Source organism: Paenibacillus sp. DMB5 (assembly GCF_001517085.1).
GTDB lineage: Bacteria > Bacillota > Bacilli > Paenibacillales > Paenibacillaceae > Paenibacillus_AQ.
Map to the genome: position 1 here is coordinate 76088 of NZ_LRAC01000163.1, position 22640 is coordinate 98727.

Here is a 22640-nt window from a genome sequence, read left to right on the forward strand (position 1 = left end):
GCCGTGCTTCCCCGCTACTCAAGCTCAGCCACGGTTACACCCGCGCCGCCTTCGTTGTAATTTCCAAGCCGGTAGCTTTTGACATGTCTATGTTTACGCAGATACTCCTGGATTCCTGTCCGCAATACGCCGGTTCCCTTGCCGTGGATAATATAAATCTGTCCCAGATTACCCAGGAACGCTTCATCAATAAAACGGTCCGTTTCCATGATCGCTTCCTCAAGGTTGGCTCCGCGCAGATCCAGCTCGCTGCGGACATTCTCATCACGGGTACGCTTGACCGTCGTTGCCCGGCGCAGTGCAGGCGCAGGCTGATCCGGAGCGGATGCCAAAAACTCGAGATCGCTCACATTGACCTTCATTTTCATAATGCCGAACTGCACAACCGCCTCTTTGGTTCCGCTCAGCTCCACGATGTAACCCTTCTGGTTCACGCTCGGCAGCTTCACCTCATCGCCCGGCTGCAGCTGGCGCGGTGCTTTTGCAGCGCGGGACACTGCTTTTTTGCGCGGTGCCGGCTCTGCTTCATCCAGGCGGCGGCGCGCTTCAATCAGCTTGTGCTCCTTGACGGACGCTCCTTCCTCCATAGCCAGGCGGCGCAGATCGCTGATAATTTCCTCGGCTTCCTTCCGCGCCTTGTCGAGAATCGCGCTGGCATCCTTCTCTGCCTTTTCCAGCCGCTTGTCGCGCTGGCTTTCCAGCTTCTCCAGCTCAAGCTGCTGCCGCTTGCGGAATTCCTCCGCTTCCCGGCGGATCACCTCAGCCCGCTCACGCTCCTGCTCCGCGGTAAGCCGGTTCTCCTCCAGGGATGCAATCATATGCTCAACGCGCAGATCCTCTTCCTTCACTTCACCGCGTGCATGCTCCAGAATGGCGCCAGGCAGACCCAGCCGTTCCGCAATCGCAAAAGCGTTGCTTCGTCCAGGCACACCGATCAGCAGGCGGTAAGTCGGGCTCAAAGTCTGCACATCGAATTCCATGCTGGCATTAATGACACCTTTGCGTTCATAGGCGTAAGCCTTGAGCTCGCTATAGTGCGTTGTCGCTATCATCCGGCATTCGGTACGGTGGATATGCTCCAGAATGGCGATGGCCAGTGCCGAGCCTTCCGCCGGGTCTGTTCCGGCACCTACCTCATCCAGCAGAATAAGGCTCTTCGGAGTCATCCGCTTCAAAATGGAGATAATATTGGTCATATGGCTTGAGAAGGTACTCAGGCTCTGCTCAATACTCTGCTCATCCCCGATGTCCGCATAAATAGCATCGAATACGCACATCTGGCTGCCTTCCTCCGCCGGAATGAACAAGCCGGACATGGACATCAGGCTGAGCAGCCCCACTGTCTTCAGCGTAACCGTCTTACCGCCGGTATTCGGACCGGTCACGATAATCGAGCTGTACTGGTTGCCCAGCTCGGCGTCAAGCGGTACTACAAGCTCCGCCGGAATCAGCGGATGGCGGCCCTTGCGCAGCTTGAGGTAACCGCGGTCATTCATCCGCGGCTGGGTTGCCTTCATTTCCCTGGCAATCCGGGCCTTGGCAAAGATGAAATCCAGCTGGCCCAGAATATCGACATCGTAAGCCATCTCCTCAGCAATACCGCCGACCAGGTCGTCAGCCGGTGGAGGATGATTTCAATTTCACGCTCCTCGCGCAGCCTGGTTTCCCGCAGCTTATTGTTCATCGCTACAATTGATTCCGGCTCAATAAACAGCGTAGCTCCTGAACCTGACTGGTCATGCACAATCCCGCCAAAGTGCGAGCGGTATTCCGCCTTGACCGGAATGACAAACCGGTCACCGCGGATGGTCACAAGCTGGTCCTGGAGCATCTTGGCTACAGAGGACGAGCGGATCATCGAATCAAGCTTCTCCCGGATCCGCGCTTCTCCGCCCCGCAGCTCCCGGCGGATATTAGCCAGCTCCGGACTTGCCGAATCAAGTACATTCGCGTCCTCGTCGATGCAGGCGCGGATGGCATCCTCGACATGCTTCTGCTCGGAGAGCAGATCACTTAAGGCATACAGCATATCGATCTTCTCATCCTCATGCATGGCCGCAAGGAACCGCTTGACTCTGCGCGCCCCGCCAATGGTGTTGCCTACGGAGAGCAGCTCGGACGTTCCGAGCATCCCACCAATTGATGCGCGCTTCAGCGCAGGCCGGATATCGCTTACTCCCCCGAAGGAAGGGATCCCTTTGAGCCGGTCTACATTGACCGCTTCGTCCGTGGCCTGAAGCAGCCTTTTCACCCCTTCAAAGTCACCGGAAGGCTTCAGCTCCTCTGCGGCAAGCCTCCCCATCGGGGTCTGCGTATATTGCATCAATTTATTTAAAATCTTGCGATATTCAAGCGTATGCAAAATTTTGTCGTCCAATTACAGTCACAGCTCCCTTCATAGATGTTTACATTATACCTAATTCGGCCCATTTACGCTATTTGGGCATAGAAAAGCCGGCCTAAGGCCACAATAACAACTGCACATATCCTTATGCGAAGGCCAAAGGAGGTTTTTCCAGTGAGATTTTTAGGTCATGTAGTCCGTTTCATTGTAGCAGCCCTTGTACTGCTTGTTGTCGGCTGGATTGTACCGCAGTTTACAGTCGGCGGGTTCTGGAGCGCACTGATTCTGGCTCTGGTGATTGCACTGCTCGGCTGGGTGGTTGAAGGAATCTTCGGCAAAAAAGCAACCCCGTTCGGACGCGGTATTGTCGGCTTTCTGGTCAGCGCTCTGGTCATCTGGATCGCCCAGTTTGTCGTAAGCGGAGTCAGTGTAACCATTCTTGGCGCCCTGCTGGCGGCACTGGTCATCGGGATCATAGATCTGTTCCTGCCGGTGTCCACACCGTTTGAAGCCGGTAAATAATCCCCTGCTGCAAGCAGACAACGAAACCCCCTTTCTCCGGCTCTATCCGGAAACAGGGGGTTTATTGTGAATCCTCTCAGGCATATACAGTTTCTTCCTTATGTGAATGGGAGGCGGTCACAACAGCATTTTTACCGCCGTGTTTGGCAGCGTAGAGAGCGTTATCCGTTTTGCGGAACAGCAGCTCTTTGCCGTCGCCAAGCTGATAATCGCATAATCCGATACTGACCGTAATCGGCTTCCCGCCGGCATATGAATGCTCCATCCGGCCGATTGCCAGCCGCAGCTCCTCAGCAGCCGCATAGGCTTCGTGAACATTTTTGTCGGTAAAAATAACCGCGAACTCCTCCCCGCCGTATCTGGCAGCAAAATCGTTCAGTCCAATCATTGCCCTCACCTGGCCCGCTACTTCTTTGAGCACAAGATCGCCGACCCAGTGGCCGTAAGTGTCATTTACACGTTTGAAATTATCGATATCAAACAGGGCAAGCTGCAGATGCAGGCCGTTGCTTTCACACTGCTCCAGCAGCGAATCCAGATATTCATGGAAGGTTTTATGATTATAAAGGCCGGTCAGCGCATCAATTTTGAGCAGTTTATCCGAAATTGCCCGCTCTACCATCAGCTCCTGCTCCGACTTGGTCAGCTGCTCCAGATGGTCCCGGACCTCACGCGCGCGGATGATTGCCATGCGGGACATGACCACAAACACAATAAACACACATTCCACCATAAAAAACTCCAGCATCGGCTTATCCAGCATTGTGCGCTCCAGCCCGAAATAAACGCCAGCATAAAAAACAACACTGAACAGACCCAGATAATGCAGCAGCTTCCGGTCAAAGTAAATCAGCGATATCATAATCGGCATCATCAGGGTCATCTGTGCCCCGTCCACAAACGGCTCGAGGACAAAATACATTAAATAGGAAACAATGAAGCCGCAGCCGACTACAGCCTGCTTCTGATACAGAACGGCAGTGCGTAGCCACATTTCTGCCAGAATCATCGCGATAACAATCATAATGTTGCAGGCAACGAATAAATGCCCTTTACCCGGCAGAATAGCCGATTTTACCTCAGGCATGTGGGTGGAGAGCACAAAAATAAACTGGGCTGCCAGCATCAACAGGACAAGCACCCAGTACCCGTTTAATATTCTGCGGTGCCACATCTCCGCATTTTGTTGATCAATTGCTATATTAATGTAGATCCCCTACTTTTAACCGATATATAATAGCTTTTATTATAATGAATTTGAATTATCTTTGCATCATTTATTTGCATGATTCGACAAACAACGACGTTCTCTACTGTCCGGTATTTTTTCAAGGTTTATGAAAGACTTCCAGCGAAAAGTAAGCTATGATATTGGGGAAATATACCTGAGGAGGATGTCCATGATCAAAAAGCCGGCCTTATTGCTGTCGATTCTCTGCCTGATCCTTCTGTCTGCCTGCGGCAGCGGGAAGGAGAATTCCTCCATTTCAGGCGGATCATCTGAAAACGCTATCGCGGCGGAAGATGAGCTCACGATTACAGCAACGAACTACAGCTTTGACCAGGAAGAATATCATCTGAAAAAGGGCGTGCCGGTAAAAATCATTTTTAAAAATGAAAGCGGCAACCACGGCATTCTTGTACCTGAGCTTGAACTGAGATTAGACGCCAAAACCTCCTCGCAGGTAATCATTCCTGAGGAAGCGGGAACATATGAAATGACCTGTGCCATTATGTGCGGCTCCGGCCACAGCGCCATGAGCGCCAGGGTAATAGTGGAGTAATGCACAAAAACGGATGCTGCCCATAGTGGTCAGCATCCGTTTTGTCATGCATCCGCCATTCAACTGTCCTGCTCGATCAATTGAATCCATTCATTATATTCATTCTGCAGCTTGGCATATTCCGCCTGAAGCTCACGGTGTTCCTTGGCCAGCTTGTCCAGCTCGCCCTCTCTGAGCTCGAACTGCGCCTGCATCAGCCGGAGCTGGCTCTGGGCCAGTTCAAAATGCTCCCCGATCTCATCCAGCTGCTGCTGCGCTTCACGCTGTTTCTCGCTTAACGCTTTGGTCTGTGCCTCTGCCTCCCCGGCTTCCTGCTGCCAGATCTCGATTTCCTCGCGCAGAGCGGCTTCCGTTCCGCTCCACTGGGCTTCCCGCTGCCGCAGCTCTTCATACTGCTGCTTCCAGGACGCTTCAGTCTCGCGTGCCTCACGGATGGCTTCCTCCTGCCCGGCAGCTGCCGCTGCAGCTTCACGGGCAGCCTCGGACAGCTCTTCAAAGCGCCGTGCGGTTTCCTCGGTTTCGGCCTCCAGCAGGTTGTATCTTTCCTCCAGCTGCTCTTTGTCCTGCAGCAGGTCGTCATACTGTGCGATCAAGTCCTCGTACCGGCTGCGCAAAGCCGCAAGCTGCTTGCGTACTTCCGCCGCGTCTTCACGCTGTGCGGAAGACTCAAGCTCGGCTTCCGACCGCAGGCCGGCCTCGCGTTCAAGCTTCTGCTGCATTTCCAGAGCCTGGCTGCGCAGAGCTTCTATCCCGCGCTGCAGCGAATCTGCCCGCTCTTCCGCTTCCAGCAGGCTCATCTCTAGTTCGCCGATATCTGCCATATGCTTATCGGCAAGCTCCTGCCAGTTCCGCGCCTCTGCTTCGGTACGGGCAAGCTCATCCTGCAGACGGCTCTGCTCAGCTCCGGCTCTTCCGAGTTCGCTGCGCAGCTCCGCTGCTTCACTGCCTGCCTGCTCATTACGCTGGCGCAGCTCTTCCAGCTCGTCGCTCAGCAGCGTCTGCAGCTCTGCGGACGACTGCAGTTCCCTGCGAGCCTCGCCGAGCGCGGCTTCCTTCTCCTGCAGCAGACTGCGCAGCTCTGCTGCCTCTTGGCCTGCCTGCTCAAATTGCTGGCGCAGACCAGCTGAGTCCCTCTGCTCCTGCTCATGGCGCTGACGCAGCTCTTCCAGCTCCGCGTTGACCAGCTCCGCAAGCTCAGTTGCCGACTGCAGCTCTTCCCCGGAGCGGCTCAGCCGCTCCTCTGCCGACTGCAGGGCATCCCTGAGTCCGGCCGCATCGTTCTGCGTCTCATCATAACGCTGATGCAGCTCTTCCAGCTGCCCGTTCAGCAGCGCAAGCTGCTCGGCTGAAGTCCGCTGCTCCTCGGCGAGCTTCTCTCCCCGGGCAACTGCCGCTTCATACTCGGCCTGCAGACTCTGACGGGCATCGCGTTCACTCTTTAGCCCTGCTTCGGCTGCACGCAGCCGTGACTGAAGCTGTCCCGTACCTCCGCGCAGCTCATTAAGCTGCTTGTCCAGCTCCTGAAGCTGCTGCTTGTGGCGGTGCTCCTGCGTGCCCTGGGACTGCCGGAGCTCCTTGTTCTTGGCCTGCTCCTTCTGTAGTGCTTCCCGCTCCCCGCTGAGCTCCTTCTCAAGCGCTGCCTTGGTATCTGCAAGCTCCTTGCTGAGCACGGTGCGGATCTCTACAACTTCCCCGCCGAGCGATTCCCGGGTCTGTGCCAGCTCCTGTTCCAGCTGAGACAGCGTTTCCGCTTTCTCCTGGAGCAGTGTCTCACGGAGGTTGTTCAGCTCCTCTGCATGCGCCGCCCTCAATTCGTCAAGCTGCTGAATGCGTGCCTCATCAAGTGCCGCCAGCTCCTGCCTGTGGCCATCGCGGCTTACAGCCTGCTCCTGCTCATAGACCTTGCGCAGCTCCTGCAGCTCCGCCTCGCGGGCCTGCAGCTCTTCTGCAAGCATCTCCCGGGCAGCTGCCGCCGCCTGTTCCGCCTGCTGCAGCTGCTCGGCATGAGCCTTACGTTCCTGCTCCAGGTTATCCAGGTGACGCTTGCGTTCCTCTTCAGCTTCAGCGACCAGCCGGGCGGCTTCCGCCTTGGCCGACTCCCTTAGCCGTTCATATTCTTCCTGCCGTTCGCGCTGGACTTCCAGAAGGCGTGACACCTCTACCCGCAGTTCGGTGCGCTCTCCGGTAAGCATATTTAGTTCATTTTTGAAGTCCTGAACCTGGATGGCCTGCTCTGCCATATGTACGGCTGCAAGCACCGCGATCCGCGGGGTATCCAGTCTGGAATGGGATTTTGAAATAGCGTGCATATGCTCGTCCACATAACGGGCGACTTGTTTCATATATTCACTGCTGCTTCCGACTAATTTATAGGAAGTTCCATATATCTCCACGGCGACACGGGTCCGGTCCATAGCCACAGTTGTGCCCTCCTTTGTATGTGTGCGGATTCTAAGCTGATTGCCCTGCTCCTATTGTATCGTGATTTCTGGACATTTGGCAAAACAACCGTCTTATTGGATAAATTCTGCCGGTACCCCGCACTTTTGTACTCAAAGATGTGTATAGGAAAAGCCGCGCGAATCCCGGTCTAATTGGATTCGCTGCGGCTTTGCACAATTCCTGCTACTTTCTTAATTCTGCACCAAAAGTTTGCTGAAGTGCGGAAACGACCTTTTCGTGCACTTCCGATACTTCTTCATCCGTCAGTGTATGCTCTGTATGGCGGTACAGGAGGGAGATGGCCACGCTCTTTTTGCCGCTCTCCATTTTACCGCCGGTATAGACATCGAACACCTGTACGTTCTGCAGCAGCGTTCCGCCGTTCTCACGGATAACGTCCAGCAGATGGCCGGCAGGAACAGCCTCATCGACAACAACGGCAATATCCCGCTCCATTCCCGGGAAGCGCTGCAGTTCACTGTACTGCAGATTAGTCCGGGCGTTGTCATACAGCGGCTGCAGCAGCAGCTCAGCAACATAGGTATCCTCAAGGTCAAGCTTGTGCTGCAGTTCCGGATGAAGCTGGCCCATTGTGCCAATCAGCGTACGTCCTGCTCCTTCAAGCAGATAAATGGAAGCGGAACGGCCCGGATGATAGTCCTGCGGCGCATTGCCTTCATATACAATACGTCCGGTGAGTCCAAGATAAGCAAATACGCTCTCCAGCGCTCCCTTGAGATCGAAGAAATCAACAGGTTCAGCCGTTATATTCCACTGTTTGGCTGTACGGGTTCCGCTCAGCAGCAGCCCCAGTACCGGCAGCTCACGCGGCTGGCGGGTAAGCTGTTCTTCGTCAGTGAAGAACACATTGCCGATCTCGAACAGCGCCAGATCGCTCTGCCGGCGGTTCGTATTATAGAGGGCAATATCCAGCAGCTGCGGCAGCAGGCTGGTGCGCAGCACACTGCGCTCCTCGCTCATCGGCATTGCCAGCTTCACAGCCTGCTCGCCTGCGGAGAACGAAGGGAACAGCTTGCTCTGCTCCGGCTGGATGAAGGAATAGCCCATTACTTCCTGGTATCCGCCAAGAGCCAGCATACGGCGCAGTTCACGGCGTACGGATTGCTTGTGTGTCAGTGCCCCCGGAGTCGTAACCCCTTCAATCAGGGTTGTCGGAATATTATCATAGCCGTACAAACGGGCTACCTCTTCAATCAGGTCCACATCATAGCTGATGTCTCCGCGCCGGGAAGGCACCTGTACTTCAATCAGTCCTTGCGCGGCATCGCCGCACTTGAAGCTCAGTCGTCCGAACAGGGTCTTTACCTCAAGGAGTGAAAGCTCTGTACCCAGATAGTCGTTCAGCTTCTCAAGCGAGAGCGTCAAGATCTTCTCCGGAGCAGAATCGCTGCCTGCCTGCACAATGCCTTCATGCACTGCGCCGCCTGCATAACGGGCGATCAGGGCTGCGGCGCGGTTCAGTGCCGGAATGACCGCTTTCGGATCAACCTGCTTCTCGAAGCGCAGGGAGGCTTCCGAGCGCAGGCCGAGCTGGCGGGAAGTTTTGCGTACGGTGCCGCCTTCAAATCTGGCCGACTCCAGAACGATATTAACGGTCTCTGCCGTTACTTCTGTGTCCAGTCCGCCCATTACACCTGCCAGGGCTACCGATTTGGCTCCATCGGCAATGACCAGCATTTGCGGCTCCAGCTTGCGCTCCTGGCCGTCAAGGGTGGTCAGCACTTCGCCTTCACGGGCAAAGCGTACTCCCAGCACGCCGCCTTCCACTTTATCACCGTCAAAGGCATGCAGCGGCTGGCCGTATTCCAGCATTACGTAATTTGTAATGTCAACGATGTTGTTGATCGGGCGCACTCCTGCAGCCATCAGGCGGTTCTGAATCCACAGCGGCGATGGAGCAGGCTTCACTCCGGAGATATAACGCACCGCATAGTGGCTGCAGAATTCCTCGTTCTCGATCTGGACGGAAATGGAGTCGGACGCTTTGCCTCCTGCTTCAACCAGCTCCGCAGCCGGATCTGGCAGCTTCAGGTCACGGGCCAGAATGGCGCTCACTTCATACGCTGCACCAATCATGCTGAGACAGTCGGAGCGGTTCGGTGTCAGGTCAAATTCCAGAATCTCGTCGTTCAGGCCGAGCACCTTCAGGATATCCTGGCCGACTTCCGTGTTCTCCGGCAGCACCAGAATGCCTTCCTGCAGCTCTTTCGGCAGCAGCTTGTCGTTCAGGCCCAGCTCTTTGGCCGAGCAGATCATGCCCTGTGACAGAACGCCGCGCAGCTTCGCCTTCTTGATCTCCAGACCCGGCAGCTTGGCGCCAACGAGGGCAACGGGAACCTTCTGGCCGGCGGCCACGTTCTTCGCTCCGCAGACGATCTGCAGGTCTTCGCCTTGTCCGGCATCAACGATACACACGTTCAGCTTGTCGGCATCCGGGTGCTTTTCTTTGGATTTTACATATCCGGTTACAATGCCGGACAGTCCTTTGTTGCGGCGCTCCACGCCGTCAATCTCAATGCCTGCAGTAGTAATTTTGTCCGCCAGCTCTTCAGCGGTTACTCCCTCTAACGATATATAATCGGTCAGCCATCCGGTTGATACTTTCATGTCCGCTCACTTCCTTTTGTTTCAGATGTATTTATCTACCTGCCGGTTCTGCTTACTGAAGATGTTTAAAAATATAGCCGAACCAGTAATACTCAATTTCGGGATAGCCGTGACTCCAGAGAATGTTTGGACTCCGGCCGCTGTTGTCTTCAGATTTCCTGATTAGAACCGCTATTCGCGGTCGAAATCTGAAGACAGCATATGCTTCCGTAGCGAGCTTTTCTGCGAAAAGCTTTCAGGCGGTCGCTGACGCTCCTCCAGTTCCAAAATTCCCTTCCGTCACTTTCCCCTTAATTTTAATTTCAAGTTCAACCTATCTAATTAAATAATCTTCTTCTGCCGCAACCCGCCAAAAATCTAAATCCCCTTGAACTGCTTCACAAAGCCCATATCGTTGGTGTAGAAGTAGCGGATGTCGTCGATTCCGTACTTCAGCATCGCGATCCGTTCCACTCCCATACCGAAAGCGAAGCCGCTGTATTTCTCAGGGTCGTAGCCGCCCATTCTCAGCACGTTCGGGTGTACCATACCTGCGCCGAGAATCTCCAGCCAGCCGCTCTGCTTGCACAGACGGCAGCCGTCGCCGCCGCATTTGAAGCAGCTGACATCGACCTCAACGCTCGGCTCGGTGAACGGGAAGAAGCTGGGACGCAGGCGGATGCCTGTAGCCGGCCCGAACATTTCCTTCACGAACTGGTTCAGCGTTCCCTTGAGGTCGCTCATACGGATTTTGCTGCCGATGACAAGACCTTCAATCTGGTGGAACTGGAAGGAGTGGGTCGCATCGTCATCATCACGGCGGTACACTTTGCCGGGACAGATGATTTTGACCGGAGTTTCGCCCTTCATCGCCTGCATGGTGCGGACCTGTACCGGAGAGGTCTGGGTACGCATGAGCAGGTCCTCTGTTAAATAGAAGGAATCCTGCATGTCGCGCGCCGGGTGGTTCTTGGGCAGATTCAGCGCTTCGAAGTTGTAGTAGTCTGTTTCTACCTCCGGACCTTCAGCGACCTTGTATCCCATGCCGATGAAAATATCCTCGATCTCCTGAACAACCCGGTTCAGCGGATGAATGCCGCCCTGCGGCAGAGTGCGGCCCGGCAGGGTAACGTCTACCTTTTCAGCCTGCAGACGGTTCAGCGTCTCCTGCTGCTGGAAGGCCTCCTGCTTGGCTGTAATAATCTCTTCAATGGCGCTGCGCACCAGGTTCGCCACCTGGCCGATCACTGGCCGCTCCTCGGCGCTCAGTCCTCCCATTCCGCGCAGAACCTCAGTCAGCTCACCCTTCTTGCCCAGATATTTGACACGCAAATCATTCAGCGCCTGCGGATCGGTAACCTCCTGCAGCTTAGCCAAGGCCTCGACCTTCAATGCTTCCAGCTTTTCTTTCATGGCATGCACTGCCCCCTTTAATCATCGTATTGTACATGTTGAACCGGCTTCCATTCTAAACAGGACCGGATCAACAAAAAAAGGCCTTTTCTCCCGGAAAGGGACGAAAAGACCGTGGTACCACCCTTGTTAGACAAGCTGCACCATATCCCTTTAAGAGAGGTATTCCCTCTTACGGCATGGTAAAGACATGTCTCACTTTAACAGAAATAACGGTCTGCGGCCGGTATCCCCTACTGAATGAAATTCAGGGAACTGCTCCGGAGTGAACTTCGGCAGCTCTGCTCTCCCAGAAACGCTCTCAATCTCCGGCGTCTCCTCCCTGTTGGCCAGGCACTGCGTACTTGTCTCCATCACTGCATTTGTACAGATTATACGTATTCATCTTCATAAAGATATGCCTCAATAGTATAAGCAAAAATATGACTTTTGACAAGCGAATCTAAAATTAGGCAAATTTTTATCTGATTTTAATCTTCCTTTAAGTTTCAAAAAGCTTTTGCCGGTTTTTTTTCAGCGGACATTCAGCGAATCTTGATATTTTTCCTAATTAGTAAGGCCGGGCTAACCTGTTTTTTCCTGCAAAAAAAGGATAGTGCCGGTTTTTAAACAGGGAGGGAAATTCATGCATAAACGAAGTAAGGCTTATGTTCTGTTATTACTCAGCACATTTGCCGCAAGCCAGTTCCCCGGATTTACGGGATCTGCAGCATATGCGGCCGCCGGCACAGCAGCAGTCAAAACGACGGCGGCCGTAACCGAAATCTCAACGCTCGCCAAGCTGAGCCCGATGAATCTGGGAGCGTCCTTTAGCGTCAAGCTTAGCGATACCCGGGTGTTCGCCCAGGACAGCGGAAATATTTTAACGTATACCCTTACTTATACCAATAGCTCAAGCACAAGCGTCAATCTGGTCAACTACTTCTCTAAGGTCATTACAACCGGGGGAAGCGTGATCAAGGGAATGGCCGTCTCCGCAGACAGCACGGTCAAAAAAATCGCCGGGAAAGAAACAAAGAGTGTTACATACTACGCGAATATCGGCAAAGCCGTCAGCGTAAAAGGGCTCAAAATCAATATGTACGGCTGGAATTTCAGCGCAGCCAATTATGAGCAGCGGATCGGCACGTTTACCGTTCCTTCAAACTATTCAGCCGCAGCGCTTCAGGGAGAGAGCAAGAAAACCGAGCTGGGCAGCGTTCCCGTAATGACTCAGGCCAGCTCGCTGCAAATCTACAAATATAACGGAAAAGTCTATGCAAAATTGGGTTACAGCATTACGAATCTCGGTACCAGGGTACTGAGCGATCCGGGCTACAGCATGTATCTTAAGTCCTCCGGCGGTTCGGTATTTACACTTGCGCTGGATGAGAGCAGCTCTGAATACAAGATTCAGCCGCAGCAAAAAAAGACGCTGTATTTCATGACCGAAATCCCGGCGTACATGAACACCTCCAAAATGGAGCTGCAGATTGCCAAGCTGGATGATGGCCTCAAGCTGTACCTGCCGGTGGCCTCTTATTCACTGCCGACTTCGGTTACTGCTGACTTCACTGTCGCAGCCGGTGCGATCAAAAAGGTATCCATCGACAGCAATGTGGTTGATATGCAGTTGAAATCAGCGGCCGTCTATGCCGAGAATGAGAACGGAATCTGGACGTACCAGTTCCGGGTCAAAAATACAGGCAGCACAGCTGTAACTTTGCCTGCTTACGGGCTTTCGGTCAAATCAGCGGAAGGCTATTCCTTCCCGGTCACGACTGATGCCTTCAACAGCCTTACGCTGAAGCCGCTGGAAGAAAAGCTGATCGAGCTTACCGCCAGCGTTCCGCTTGAGCTCGCCCAGGATACCCTGCAGCTTCAGGTCATACCGCCAGCCGCCGCAGATAATTCCGGCAAAATCGTGCTGCCTGTAGCCTATTTCAAAATTCCATATAAGCTCGAGAGCAACACTCACATCACCTCCGAGGCCAGTGTTATCAACAATTACGGGACGTTCGGCGTTACCCTGCAGTCTCTGCAGCGTCTGCCTTGGGGCGATGAGGACCTTATCCAGGCCAGGCTAAGCATCCGGAACAGCACCTCCAAGACGATCACGCTGCCCAAGCTGACAGGTATTTTGAAAGCGGATTTGAATGATCTGACCTCCTCAACCCAGGTCGTTGTTGACAATGACGTGTCCATTCTTGCCCCTGGTGAAAGTGCACAGCTTACCGTATTGGCTCATATTCCTTACACGCTCGACTACAGCCAGACCAAGATCATTCTCCAGGAAACGACCGGCCAGTTCCTCTCTTTGAGCACAACCGACGGGGCAGTAACCAGCCTTAGTCCGCTGGCGGCAGGTTCATCATTCAAGATCACGGCAGCCGGTAAAAAAGCAAGCATTCAGGAGCGGCTGACTACAGTGTATACCGGCAGCAGCTCGAAGACGGTATACAGCGAAGTAGAGATGAACAGCGAGGAATCCCGCCAGACGAACCTGGCCAGGCTGTATGCCTCCTTCCGGACGGCGGACGGGCAATATTTTGAAGCTGATGTTAATCAGTCTGAGCTGCCTACCGGCGCAGCCGGCAAAACACTGGTCACCTTCTCGGCGAATGTGCCGTCTACAGTGGACACCTCTTCCCTGCAGCTCTATATCGGACAGGGCGTTGCGGGCGGCAAGCTTGCTGCAGCCGGAACGGAGGCTACCGGATACGTGAATACTACAGCGCTGGCCTTGAATGTCAAGACGGTTACCCCGCAGACGAATCTTAGCAGCGGCATATCGGTGTTCCCTTACACGCTTGCGGTTAACGCCTCTTCAAGCAGCCTGACTGCCGGCACCACGAACCTGACCCTGTCCATCAACTACAGCCTGGCTCAGGATTCCGCTTACCAGACCGGGGCTAACGGCCATAAGCTGGTGCTGCAATTTATTGATCCGTTTGGTCAATTCTTTGAAAAGACGCTTACGTTTGGCACCGACCTGATCGCAGGCAGCAACAGCCTGTACACCACGACCATCAGCAGCACACTGTTCAAGAGCCTGAACGGCGGAAATTACAGACTGAGGCTGTACGATGAGTTCCAGGGCCAGCGGATTGAGCTGGGAAGCCAGATCTATGACATTACCGTTATCCAGCCTGCTTCGGCAACAGACGATGACAAGGACAAAGCTACAGACAGCAGCACAAGCACCGGCGATACCACCGCAGACAGCGTATCCTGATTTTTGTTGACCTGCAGTTATTTGTTTTGAATATGGAGCAAGATGGAGGACCTCGAATGAATAAGAAAAAGACAGTGATTATTTCGTCAAGCATCGCGGTAGTGGCGATCGCAGGCGTGCTGGCCTATGTGCTGTGGCCGGATGCCGGCAAGGAGGCCAGTGCGGCTCCTCTGAATACCGCCATTGTGGCAAAAGGCAACATCCTTAACGCAGTGTCAGGCTCCGGCTCGGTATCACCGATTAATACCGGCAGCATCCGGACCAAGGAAGCCGGGGAAGTCGATCAGGTTATGGTGGTTAAAGGCGACGTCGTTAAAAAAGGCGATGTTCTGATCACTTTTGTAGCCAGCGACATGAGCGATAAAATGAAAGAAGCCGAGAAATCATTGACCAGCCTGAAGACGGACCTTACGGACAAACAGGAAAATTACAAAACGCTGGCGATGAACAATGCTACGGAGGAAGAGCTGGCTTCAGCCAAAAAAGCGATCGAAAAAGCGGAAAGCGATATAGCCGATCAGCAGGAATCCATCGCCGACCTTGAGGAGGATATGCTTCCTCAAGGCCCGTTGACCGCTCCGATGGACGGCACGATTACAGCAGTCAATATTACGGACGGCGAACAAGCCCAGAACGGCTCGGAGCTGTTCACCATGACCGATTACGAAAACCTCAGCGTTACTGTTCAAGTGGACGAACTGGACATTCCGAATATTAAGCTTGACCAGTCTGCGACCATTACACTCGATGCCCTGGAGGACCAGGAGTTTGACGGTAAAGTCATTGAGATCGCCAAAGAAGGCACCTCCTCCAATGGCGTCTCCCTCTTTGATGTGACCGTAGGTCTGAATAAATCAGAAGGTGTACTGGTCGGAATGTCTGCCGAGGTGGCTATTACCATTGAAGAGAAGAACGATGTATTAACCGTACCGATCGAAGCCGTATCCGAGATGAATGGAAAATATTACGTTAATGTTCCAGTAACGGAAGGTGACGGCAGTGAAACCGGCGCAGCAAGTGATACAGCTGGCGGGCAAATGCCCGGCGGCGATGCTCCTGCCGGCGGTGCAGCTGGCGGACAGGCTTCTGGCGGCGGTGCAGCTGGCGGACAGGCTTCTGGCGGTGAAGCTCCGGCCGGCAGCGCTTCCGGCTGGCAGGGCCGGGGCAGTGAAGGCCGCGGAGGCACCTTCCCGAGCGGCGCTCCAAGCGGCGGCTTCCCGGGCGGCGCGCAAATGGGCGGCAGAAGCAGCAGCTCAAGCACAGCTTCCGGCCAGAAGCGGGTTGAGGTCACCGTCGGCATACATGATGAGAGCAACATTGAAATCGTCAGCGGACTGTCCGAAGGCGATGAAGTAGTTATCCCGACCGTTATCAGCACAGGCAGCTCCACTAGCAGCGGACAGTCCCAGATGGGCGGCATGGGAGGTATGGGCGGTTTCAGTACAGGCGGCTTCAGCGGCGGCGGCTTTAGCGGCGGCACAGGCGGCCCGCCATCCGGCGGCGGCAGCGGCATGGGCGGTGGCCGTCAATGAGTACGCAGCCGCTGATTAAGGTCGAGAACATGATTCACCGGTACGTCATGGCCGGTGAATCCATGACCATTCTCAAAGGCCTCAGCTTTACGGTTGAACACGGGGAATTCGTGGCGATTATCGGCCCTTCCGGCTCCGGCAAATCCACATTGATGAATATGCTGGGCTGCCTTGATATAGCCAACGAAGGTGATTATTTTCTGGATGGGCAGGAAGTCCGTAAATTGTCGGACAATAAGCTGGCCCAGATCCGCAATGAAAAAATCGGCTTTATCTTTCAGAACTTTAACCTTCTGCCCAAGCTGTCGGCAGTAGAAAATGTGGAGCTTCCCTTAATTTACCGGGGGGTCTCCCACCGGGAACGCCGGGAGGTTGCCCGTAATGCATTGATCAGGGTCGGCCTTGAAGAACGGATCGACCACCGGCCCTCAGAGCTGTCGGGCGGCCAGCAGCAGCGTGTCGCCATTGCCCGGGCACTGGCCGGAACCCCGCCGATCCTGCTGGCAGATGAGCCGACCGGTGCCCTTGATTCCAGAACAGGCAAGGAAGTTCTTCAGATGATTAAAGAGCTGAATGAGCAGGGACACACCATCATCCTGATCACACATGACCTCGAAATTGCCGAACAGGCCAAACGGATCATCCGCATCCAGGATGGCAGCCTCGTTGAAGATCGGAGGATTGCCAGATAATGATGCTGTATCAGAGTATGAAAATGGCCATAAAGAGCATCCTCAGCAGTAAAGTGAGAGCTTTTCTGACCATGCTTGGAATCATTATCGGGGTTTCATCCGTTATTGCACTTGTTTCTGTAGGGCAGGGAACGACTTCACAAATTACGGAATCGTTAAGCTCTCTGGGGACTAACCAGCTGACAGTTAGCATTATGGGACGGGGGGCAACCACCTCCCTGACCTACGAGGAGGCGCTTGCCCTTGGAGAGATTGAAGGCGTGGAGAATGTCTCTCCTGTCATCAGCGGCAATGTTACTGCCAAGCACGGAACCGAAAACGTCTCGGTATCAGTAGAAGGCATTACGCCTGCCTATGAGGATGTACAGAATTTCCATGTACAGTCCGGCCGCTTCCTGCTCGATATTGATACCGAGTACCGCCAGAAGGTTGCCTTAATCGGTTCAGACACGGCTGAGGATTTATTCGGCACTGACAGCCCGGTCGGTGAAAGAATACAGCTTAACGGGACGAGCTTCAAAATCGTTGGCCTGCTGGAGAGCAAGGGCAGCACCAGCGGCGGCTCCAGTGACGAGAAGATTCTGATTCCAATCTCCACGGCAGAACGGTTCCTGCAGAGCAAAGGGGTACGCTCCATTACTATTACCACGACCTCCAACGGGAACGTCGAGGAAGTCAAAACCAAGCTGGAATCCACCCTGGACGCCAAATTCAGTTCGGCGGAGAATGCCTACTCTGTCTTTGATTCCCAGGAGATGCTGGAGACCGTTAACGAAACCAGTGCCACGCTTTCGCTCGCCCTTGGCGGGATTGCCGGTATTTCCCTGTTTGTCGGCGGTATTGGCATCATGAACATTATGATTGTCTCCGTGAATGAGCGGACCCGTGAGATCGGTATCCGTAAAGCCATCGGCGCCAAGAAAATAAACATTCTCATGCAGTTCATGATCGAGTCTGTCGTATTAAGCGGCTTGGGCGGTCTGATCGGTGTCGGACTGGGTCTTGGAGCCAGCTGGGCGGTAGGCAATTATACCTCGATGAATGTAGCGACATCCTGGAACATGGTTCTGATCTCCTTCTCGTTCTCGCTGATCATCGGAATCGTGTTCGGAATGATTCCTGCGAACAAAGCGGCAAGAATGCGCCCGATCTATGCGCTCCGCAACGATTAACCCCGGCGTATACTGTACACAATCCGTAAAGCCCCTGAACTTGGCTTTGCGGATTTTTTTTATCTGCCTGAAGGAGTATCGTTTACAGAAAAGATGGGTAATAGGATTCAAGGGCCGGAATAGAAATAGTCTGTAGGGTTCAATACATAATTTTAAAATTTGTTGTAAGATTTGTTTATACGTTCCCCTTTGCCGGTTGTATGCAGTTCCGGAAACCCCGGAATTCCGCATATTTCCGGTTGTAAGACGTTATCGTGATACATATGCTGCCTGCAGACATTCCGCCCCATTTGGCAGTTGAAGCGGGTAATCTGACGGATGAGAAGAATCGTTAATCGTACGGAAGCTAAGCTTTCCTGTGACTTTTGAATGACCCCTCCTCCATTCCCTGAAGGGCTAGCTCCGCAGTGGAACAGCACCGCATGTTTTCTGTACACAGCAATGAGTTTTTAAGTTTGATGCGGGGAGAGGATGACAGTGGCAGGTTTATCCAAGAATAACAACACACGCAGATTGATTATTGTATTTGCCGCTATCCCGGTGCTTCTGGTCGTTATCAGTACTGCTTCCCTGCTGTACTTGAATGCTACAATGAATAGGCTTTCAGATTCCCTGTACAGTGACGTATACCAGAACTCGGAGCTGATTCTGAACGCTGACCGCGACCTTTACCAGGGTGCAGTCTCCCTTCTGGCGGCAATGAGCCCGAACATTACAAGTGAGCAGCGCAGCCTGTTCGCCCAGGATTTTGAAGACAACAACTCGCAGATCCGGCAGCGCCTTACTATGGCCAGCTATAATATTAACAACCTGGACAATCCGTACAGCGGCATGAAGCAAAGCGAGCTTCTGCTGAGTGATTTAAAGGAAAAGCTTGCAAGCTTCGAGAGTTCCCTGGAGACCTGGAAGGACACAGGCCGTGATCTCATTTCCCGGCGGGTACAAAGTGACTGGAAGCCGGACAGCTATTCTGCCACTCTTATTAATACCCAGTTAGCGGAGACGCGCAGCAGCCTGGACGAGGCAGAAAACCTGATCGGCAATTACGCCCAGCAGATTACCCTGGAATTCCGGGAGAAAAAGAGCGCTCTCTTTGCCGTTTACTCCCTGTTCCTGTTTCTACTCATCCTGGTCATTATCTACCTCTGCCGCAAGCTGATTTCACTGCAGAACCAGATGCTGGAGGAAAAATCGCTGTATCAGCTGATCGGTGAAACGATGTCGGATTTCATTATTCTGACCGATCCCAACGGCCTGATCCTGTATGCTTCGCCTTCACATGCCGGCGTGCTTGGTTATGTTCCGGAGAAAGGCTCTCCGCTCACCAATTATATCCGCGAGGCGGAGATATCCTGGGCCAAGCTGAAAAGCGCTGTACAGGGCAGCCCCCGCATCTCCGAGCTGCGCATGCGCTCCTCGGAAGGACACTGGGTATGGCTTGAGACGAAGGTATCGCCAATCAGCGGGAGCAAGGTTTTCCCGGCCCAGTTCATGCTGATCTCCCGGGAAATTACGCAGCGTAAGCAATATGAGGAACGGCTGCACAAGCTGGCCTTCTACGATCATCTGACGGCGATCCCGAACCGGGCTCATTTCAAAATGTATATGGAAAACCTGATCACCCAGCCGGAGGAGCGCAGACAGGAAATTGCGCTGGCACTGCTCGATTGCGACCGGTTCAAACAGCTGAACGACACCCTGGGCCATCTGGCCGGCGATGAGTTCCTGCAGCTGTTGTCCCGCGAGCTGCAGCAGACCGTCAAGGGGACCGGCCAGGCTTTCCGCATCGGCGGCGATGAATTTGCCGTAGTGCTGCACCGGTTCACCAGTCCCGAAATGCTGGATGAAATCCTGCAGAGGCTGCTGCAATTATTCAACAAGACATGGTCGGTGAACAACGGGTCCAGCTTCCACACTTCAGCCAGCATCGGGGTAGCCTTGTATCCGCAGCACGGCTCCAGCATTAACGAGCTGCTCCGCGCAGCCGATCTGGCGATGTACCGCTCCAAAAATCGTGGCGGTAACGAAGCCAGCCTGTACAATGAGCTGGTCGACGAGGAAGTGTCAGATCAGACTAAATAGAGCACCTGCGTATACCAAAAAGGCGCCCCTCAAGCCGGAAACGGCAGGGGCGCCTTTTTGGTATATAACAGAAATGACTTGCTGGCTGCTGAGTCCTCTAAGCAGTGTGACCACTGCTCAGCTTCAGAGGATCATGGGCATTGCCGGGGCTGGCCGGCCGGCGTTCCCGCACCAGCACCTTGATCAGCTTTTCGCTGCCGGAGCAGTCAATGAACCGGTCGCCGTCCGCCGATTTTTCTTCCCAGTCATTCAGTCTGAGAATATAGCCGACGGACTGCACGCCTATTTCAGCTTCAATCCGGGCTACAGCCCGCCCGTTCTCCATCTGCCTGAAATCACACTGGCCGTCCTGTATGCCTGTACCCCAGACCCACAGATTCCAGCCGCGGTAATCGCCGTCAGGGCGGTCATAATGGACTTCAATGATTTTTGATCTTGGGGCAGGCTCACCATAGCTGTCATAGAGAACCATCATTGACAGGCCTTCAACCTGAACCTCCTGGTTATCGGCAATCCGGAAGGCTTCTGTTCCGGCATAGCTGTGATCCACCACAATGTTCCAGCAGCCGCCGGTATTAGGCAGGCTCTGCGTAATAGTCTCCGTATTGGCATTGAAGATAACGACGATATTGTTCCAGACATCGCCGCCTGCATTATCCTTCAGCATATAAGACACTACACCGCTGTCGCAGCGGAGGAATTCAAGGGAACGTTCGATTTCCTGGCGACCGTGCAGACGGAAAGCGGGATGCTTGCGGCGCAGCTCAATCAGGCCCTTGTAATACTGGAACACCGGTATAAATGCCTGCTTCCGGTCCCAGCGGATCGCATTAATGACATCCGGGCTGCGGTAGCTGTTATGATCGCCGTATTTGCTGCGCAGCATTTCATCACCGGCATGAAGAAAGGGTATGCCCTGAGAGGTAAGGATCAGGCCGTTAGCCAGCAGCGAGCGCCGCACCGTCTCATTACGGAGAATATTCTGCGGATCGACTGCAAAATACGGATCGGCTGCACCGACAGCCTCCTCCAGAGATCCCCCGTATTTCAGCCTTCCGTTCTCCAGCTCCGGCAGGCCGGCTGCCTGCTTCAGACCCTGGGAAGCCAATATTTTATCCCACAGGTTAAGATTATCATGGCAGTCGCATAATTGACCGTCTCAACCGGTGAATCGGTAAAATCATGAATCGCACCTTTGATTCCGGAGGCTATCGCTCCCTCCTTGCCATACTCGCCGGTTACGAATCCTCTGCCCCAGCCGTCACTATCACCTTTGATTGCCGAGCGGAAGTTATCATTGAATACCGCATAACCTTTGCCGCGCTGCACGCCTTTGAGCGTCTTGGCAGCCAGAGGGGAATCTCCGCCTGTCCAGGGCTCTCCGTAAATCAGCAGATTCGGGTTAATGTTAAGCCGCAGCTCCTCCGTAATCTCCCGGATTGTCACGCTGTCCATCAGCCCCATCAGATCGAAGCGGAAGCCGTCGATATGATATTCAGAAGCCCAGTAGGCCAGAGAATCCTTAATAAATTTGCGGACCATCGGCCGCTCGGTGGCAAGCTCATTGCCGACACCCGAACCGTTCGATAACCGTCCCAGGTAGTCCCGGCGGTAGAAATAATCCGGTACCAGCGGTTCAAACGGCCCCTTCTCGAATCCATAAGTATGGTTGTAGACTACATCCATAATCACCGCAATGCCTTTGCTGTGCAGTGCCTGCACCATTTCCTTGCATTCGCGGATGCGCGCTTCGGGATCGCTTGGATTCGTGCTGTACGAGCCTTCAGGCACATTGTAATGCTGAGGGTCGTAGCCCCAGTTATAATCCGTATAATAATCCGGACGCGGCCCCTCTCCTGCACCATTCAGCTCATCAACCGTCTGGTAATCAAAGACCGGCAGCAGATGTACATGGGTTATGCCAAGTTCAGCCAGATGGTCAATGCCCAGCGGATTTCCGGTCGCATCACGCAGACCGGTTTCGGTAAAAGCCTTGAACTTGCCCTTATTTATTATCCCCGAGCTTGCATGAGCCGAGAAATCGCGCACATGCAGCTCATAGATGACAGCGTCTGCCGGATGCAGGAGCTGTGGTGACTTATCCCCGCTCCAGCCTTCCGGATCCGTATCACGCAGGTCCACAATTGCCGAACGCAGCCCGTTGGCCGAAACAGCGGTTGCATAAGGGTCCGCGGCTTCATTGATCGTTCCATCCTCAAAGATCGTACGGTACATATAATATTTGCCCTTCAAATCCCCGGTAACCTGTACCTGCCAAACGCCGTCATCCCCGCGCTGCATCGGAACAATCCGTCCGCTGTCCCTCTTGAATATCGCCGGCGATCCGGTCCCGTTCCCTCCAGTCTCGTATACTACGAGTGAAACGGTAAACGCCGTTGGAGCCCACACCTTAAACTGGCTGTATGCTGCGGTATAGGTCAGGCCAAGATCACTGCCTGCATAGGTTTCGAGCACTGTCTCTGCATTCATATAGTTACTGTTCATAACATCCTCACCATCCTAATGCCCACCATGGATTTTACCGGTGAACGGATCACCTTACTTAATTCCAACTATTACCACATCATTTTAAAATCATACTTGCACTGATTTGCAAGCGGGGTGTAGCGGTGCCTGATTCCTGAGTTCAAGCTAATAACTTGGCTCAAAATAGTATATGTAACACTATGTTCACAGGTTTGGGTCCAGCAGCCTATTCTGCTGCCTATACAACATATATCGACAATTTATGGCATTTATTTAAGATAAAAAGCAAAGGAGGCCAATCTAACGGAAGTATAGTCTATAATTCGCCACAGGGCTACAGTAAAATGCT

The 22640-nt window shown here is 53.8% G+C and carries 13 protein-coding genes, 1 pseudogene and 1 other annotated feature; of the genes and pseudogenes, 7 read left to right on the plus strand and 7 right to left on the minus strand.

The genetic code is table 11. The features are described 5' to 3' along the window. Nucleotides 1-14: 14 nt before the first annotated feature. Nucleotides 15-2377, minus strand: a pseudogene (locus AWJ19_RS30175) (endonuclease MutS2). Between the two features lie 141 nt (nt 2378-2518). Between AWJ19_RS30175 and AWJ19_RS30180 the strand changes: the two are divergent. Continuing rightward, the gene (locus AWJ19_RS30180) at nt 2519-2866 is read left to right on the plus strand and encodes a phage holin family protein (RefSeq protein WP_068729048.1); all 348 of its coding nucleotides are present in this window, start codon (nt 2519-2521) and stop codon (nt 2864-2866) included. 76 nt (nt 2867-2942) lie between these two features. Here the strand turns inward: AWJ19_RS30180 and AWJ19_RS30185 are convergent, their stop codons facing one another. After that, entirely contained in the window at nt 2943-3992 is a 1050-nt protein-coding gene (locus AWJ19_RS30185; protein ID WP_241781947.1) for a GGDEF domain-containing protein, read from the minus strand. Between the two features lie 274 nt (nt 3993-4266). On the opposite strand from AWJ19_RS30185, the gene AWJ19_RS30190 reads away from it, so the two are divergent. Beyond that, nucleotides 4267-4650 carry a cupredoxin domain-containing protein gene (locus AWJ19_RS30190; protein ID WP_068729052.1) on the plus strand — a complete coding sequence of 128 codons (384 nt, stop codon included), beginning with the start codon at nt 4267-4269 and terminating at the stop codon, nt 4648-4650. A gap of 59 nt (nt 4651-4709) precedes the next feature. On the opposite strand, the gene AWJ19_RS30195 is transcribed toward AWJ19_RS30190, so the two are convergent. From AWJ19_RS30195 to pheS, 3 genes are all read right to left on the minus strand, one after another. Beyond that, on the minus strand, nt 4710-7064 hold the full coding sequence (locus AWJ19_RS30195; protein ID WP_347231175.1) for a hypothetical protein: 2355 nt from the start codon (nt 7062-7064) through the stop codon (nt 4710-4712). A 211-nt stretch (nt 7065-7275) separates the two neighbouring features. Continuing rightward, nucleotides 7276-9720, minus strand: coding sequence for a phenylalanine--tRNA ligase subunit beta (gene pheT / locus AWJ19_RS30200; RefSeq protein WP_068729056.1), 2445 nt, complete (start codon nt 9718-9720; stop codon nt 7276-7278). Between the two features lie 357 nt (nt 9721-10077). Next, nucleotides 10078-11112, minus strand: coding sequence for a phenylalanine--tRNA ligase subunit alpha (gene pheS / locus AWJ19_RS30205; RefSeq protein WP_068729059.1), 1035 nt, complete (start codon nt 11110-11112; stop codon nt 10078-10080). 96 nt (nt 11113-11208) lie between these two features. Beyond that, nucleotides 11209-11478: a binding site (T-box leader), on the minus strand. Nucleotides 11479-11737: 259 nt separating this feature from the next. Here pheS and AWJ19_RS30210 point away from each other — a divergent pair. The 5 genes from AWJ19_RS30210 (at nt 11738) to AWJ19_RS30230 (ending at nt 19804) form a co-directional block, all read left to right on the plus strand. Further along, a complete protein-coding gene (locus tag AWJ19_RS30210; protein ID WP_068729061.1) occupies nt 11738-14326 on the plus strand; it encodes a hypothetical protein in 2589 nt (862 codons plus the stop codon). A 56-nt stretch (nt 14327-14382) separates the two neighbouring features. Then, a complete protein-coding gene (locus AWJ19_RS37470; RefSeq protein WP_068729063.1) occupies nt 14383-15858 on the plus strand; it encodes an efflux RND transporter periplasmic adaptor subunit in 1476 nt (491 codons plus the stop codon). Then, on the plus strand, nt 15855-16550 hold the full coding sequence (locus tag AWJ19_RS30220) for an ABC transporter ATP-binding protein (protein ID WP_068729065.1): 696 nt from the start codon (nt 15855-15857) through the stop codon (nt 16548-16550). The genes AWJ19_RS37470 and AWJ19_RS30220 overlap by 4 nt, the downstream gene beginning before the upstream one ends. Next, nucleotides 16550-17722, plus strand: coding sequence for an ABC transporter permease (locus AWJ19_RS30225; protein WP_068729067.1), 1173 nt, complete (start codon nt 16550-16552; stop codon nt 17720-17722). The genes AWJ19_RS30220 and AWJ19_RS30225 overlap by 1 nt, the downstream gene beginning before the upstream one ends. Nucleotides 17723-18199: 477 nt before the next feature. Beyond that, the gene (locus AWJ19_RS30230; protein WP_068729069.1) at nt 18200-19804 is read left to right on the plus strand and encodes a diguanylate cyclase; all 1605 of its coding nucleotides are present in this window, start codon (nt 18200-18202) and stop codon (nt 19802-19804) included. Nucleotides 19805-19901: 97 nt separating this feature from the next. On the opposite strand, the gene AWJ19_RS37800 is transcribed toward AWJ19_RS30230, so the two are convergent. Further along, nucleotides 19902-20912 carry an alpha-1,6-glucosidase domain-containing protein gene (locus tag AWJ19_RS37800; RefSeq protein WP_068729071.1) on the minus strand — a complete coding sequence of 337 codons (1011 nt, stop codon included), beginning with the start codon at nt 20910-20912 and terminating at the stop codon, nt 19902-19904. Beyond that, nucleotides 20894-22309, minus strand: a complete 1416-nt coding sequence (gene pulA / locus AWJ19_RS37805; RefSeq protein WP_068729073.1) for a type I pullulanase — start codon at nt 22307-22309, stop codon at nt 20894-20896. The genes AWJ19_RS37800 and pulA overlap by 19 nt, the downstream gene beginning before the upstream one ends. Nucleotides 22310-22640: the final 331 nt, after the last annotated feature.

Coding starts and splice junctions, on each gene's coding strand:
- AWJ19_RS30185 (WP_241781947.1), bottom strand. CDS start 3,992: ATGCTGGCAGCCCAGTTTATTTTTGTGCTCTCCACCCACATGCCTGAG.
- AWJ19_RS30190 (WP_068729052.1), top strand. CDS start 4,267: ATGATCAAAAAGCCGGCCTTATTGCTGTCGATTCTCTGCCTGATCCTT.
- AWJ19_RS30195 (WP_347231175.1), bottom strand. CDS start 7,064: ATGGACCGGACCCGTGTCGCCGTGGAGATATATGGAACTTCCTATAAA.
- pheT (WP_068729056.1), bottom strand. CDS start 9,720: ATGAAAGTATCAACCGGATGGCTGACCGATTATATATCGTTAGAGGGA.
- pheS (WP_068729059.1), bottom strand. CDS start 11,112: ATGAAAGAAAAGCTGGAAGCATTGAAGGTCGAGGCCTTGGCTAAGCTG.
- AWJ19_RS30210 (WP_068729061.1), top strand. CDS start 11,738: ATGCATAAACGAAGTAAGGCTTATGTTCTGTTATTACTCAGCACATTT.
- AWJ19_RS37470 (WP_068729063.1), top strand. CDS start 14,383: ATGAATAAGAAAAAGACAGTGATTATTTCGTCAAGCATCGCGGTAGTG.
- AWJ19_RS30220 (WP_068729065.1), top strand. CDS start 15,855: ATGAGTACGCAGCCGCTGATTAAGGTCGAGAACATGATTCACCGGTAC.
- AWJ19_RS30225 (WP_068729067.1), top strand. CDS start 16,550: ATGATGCTGTATCAGAGTATGAAAATGGCCATAAAGAGCATCCTCAGC.
- pulA (WP_068729073.1), bottom strand. CDS start 22,309: ATGAACAGTAACTATATGAATGCAGAGACAGTGCTCGAAACCTATGCA.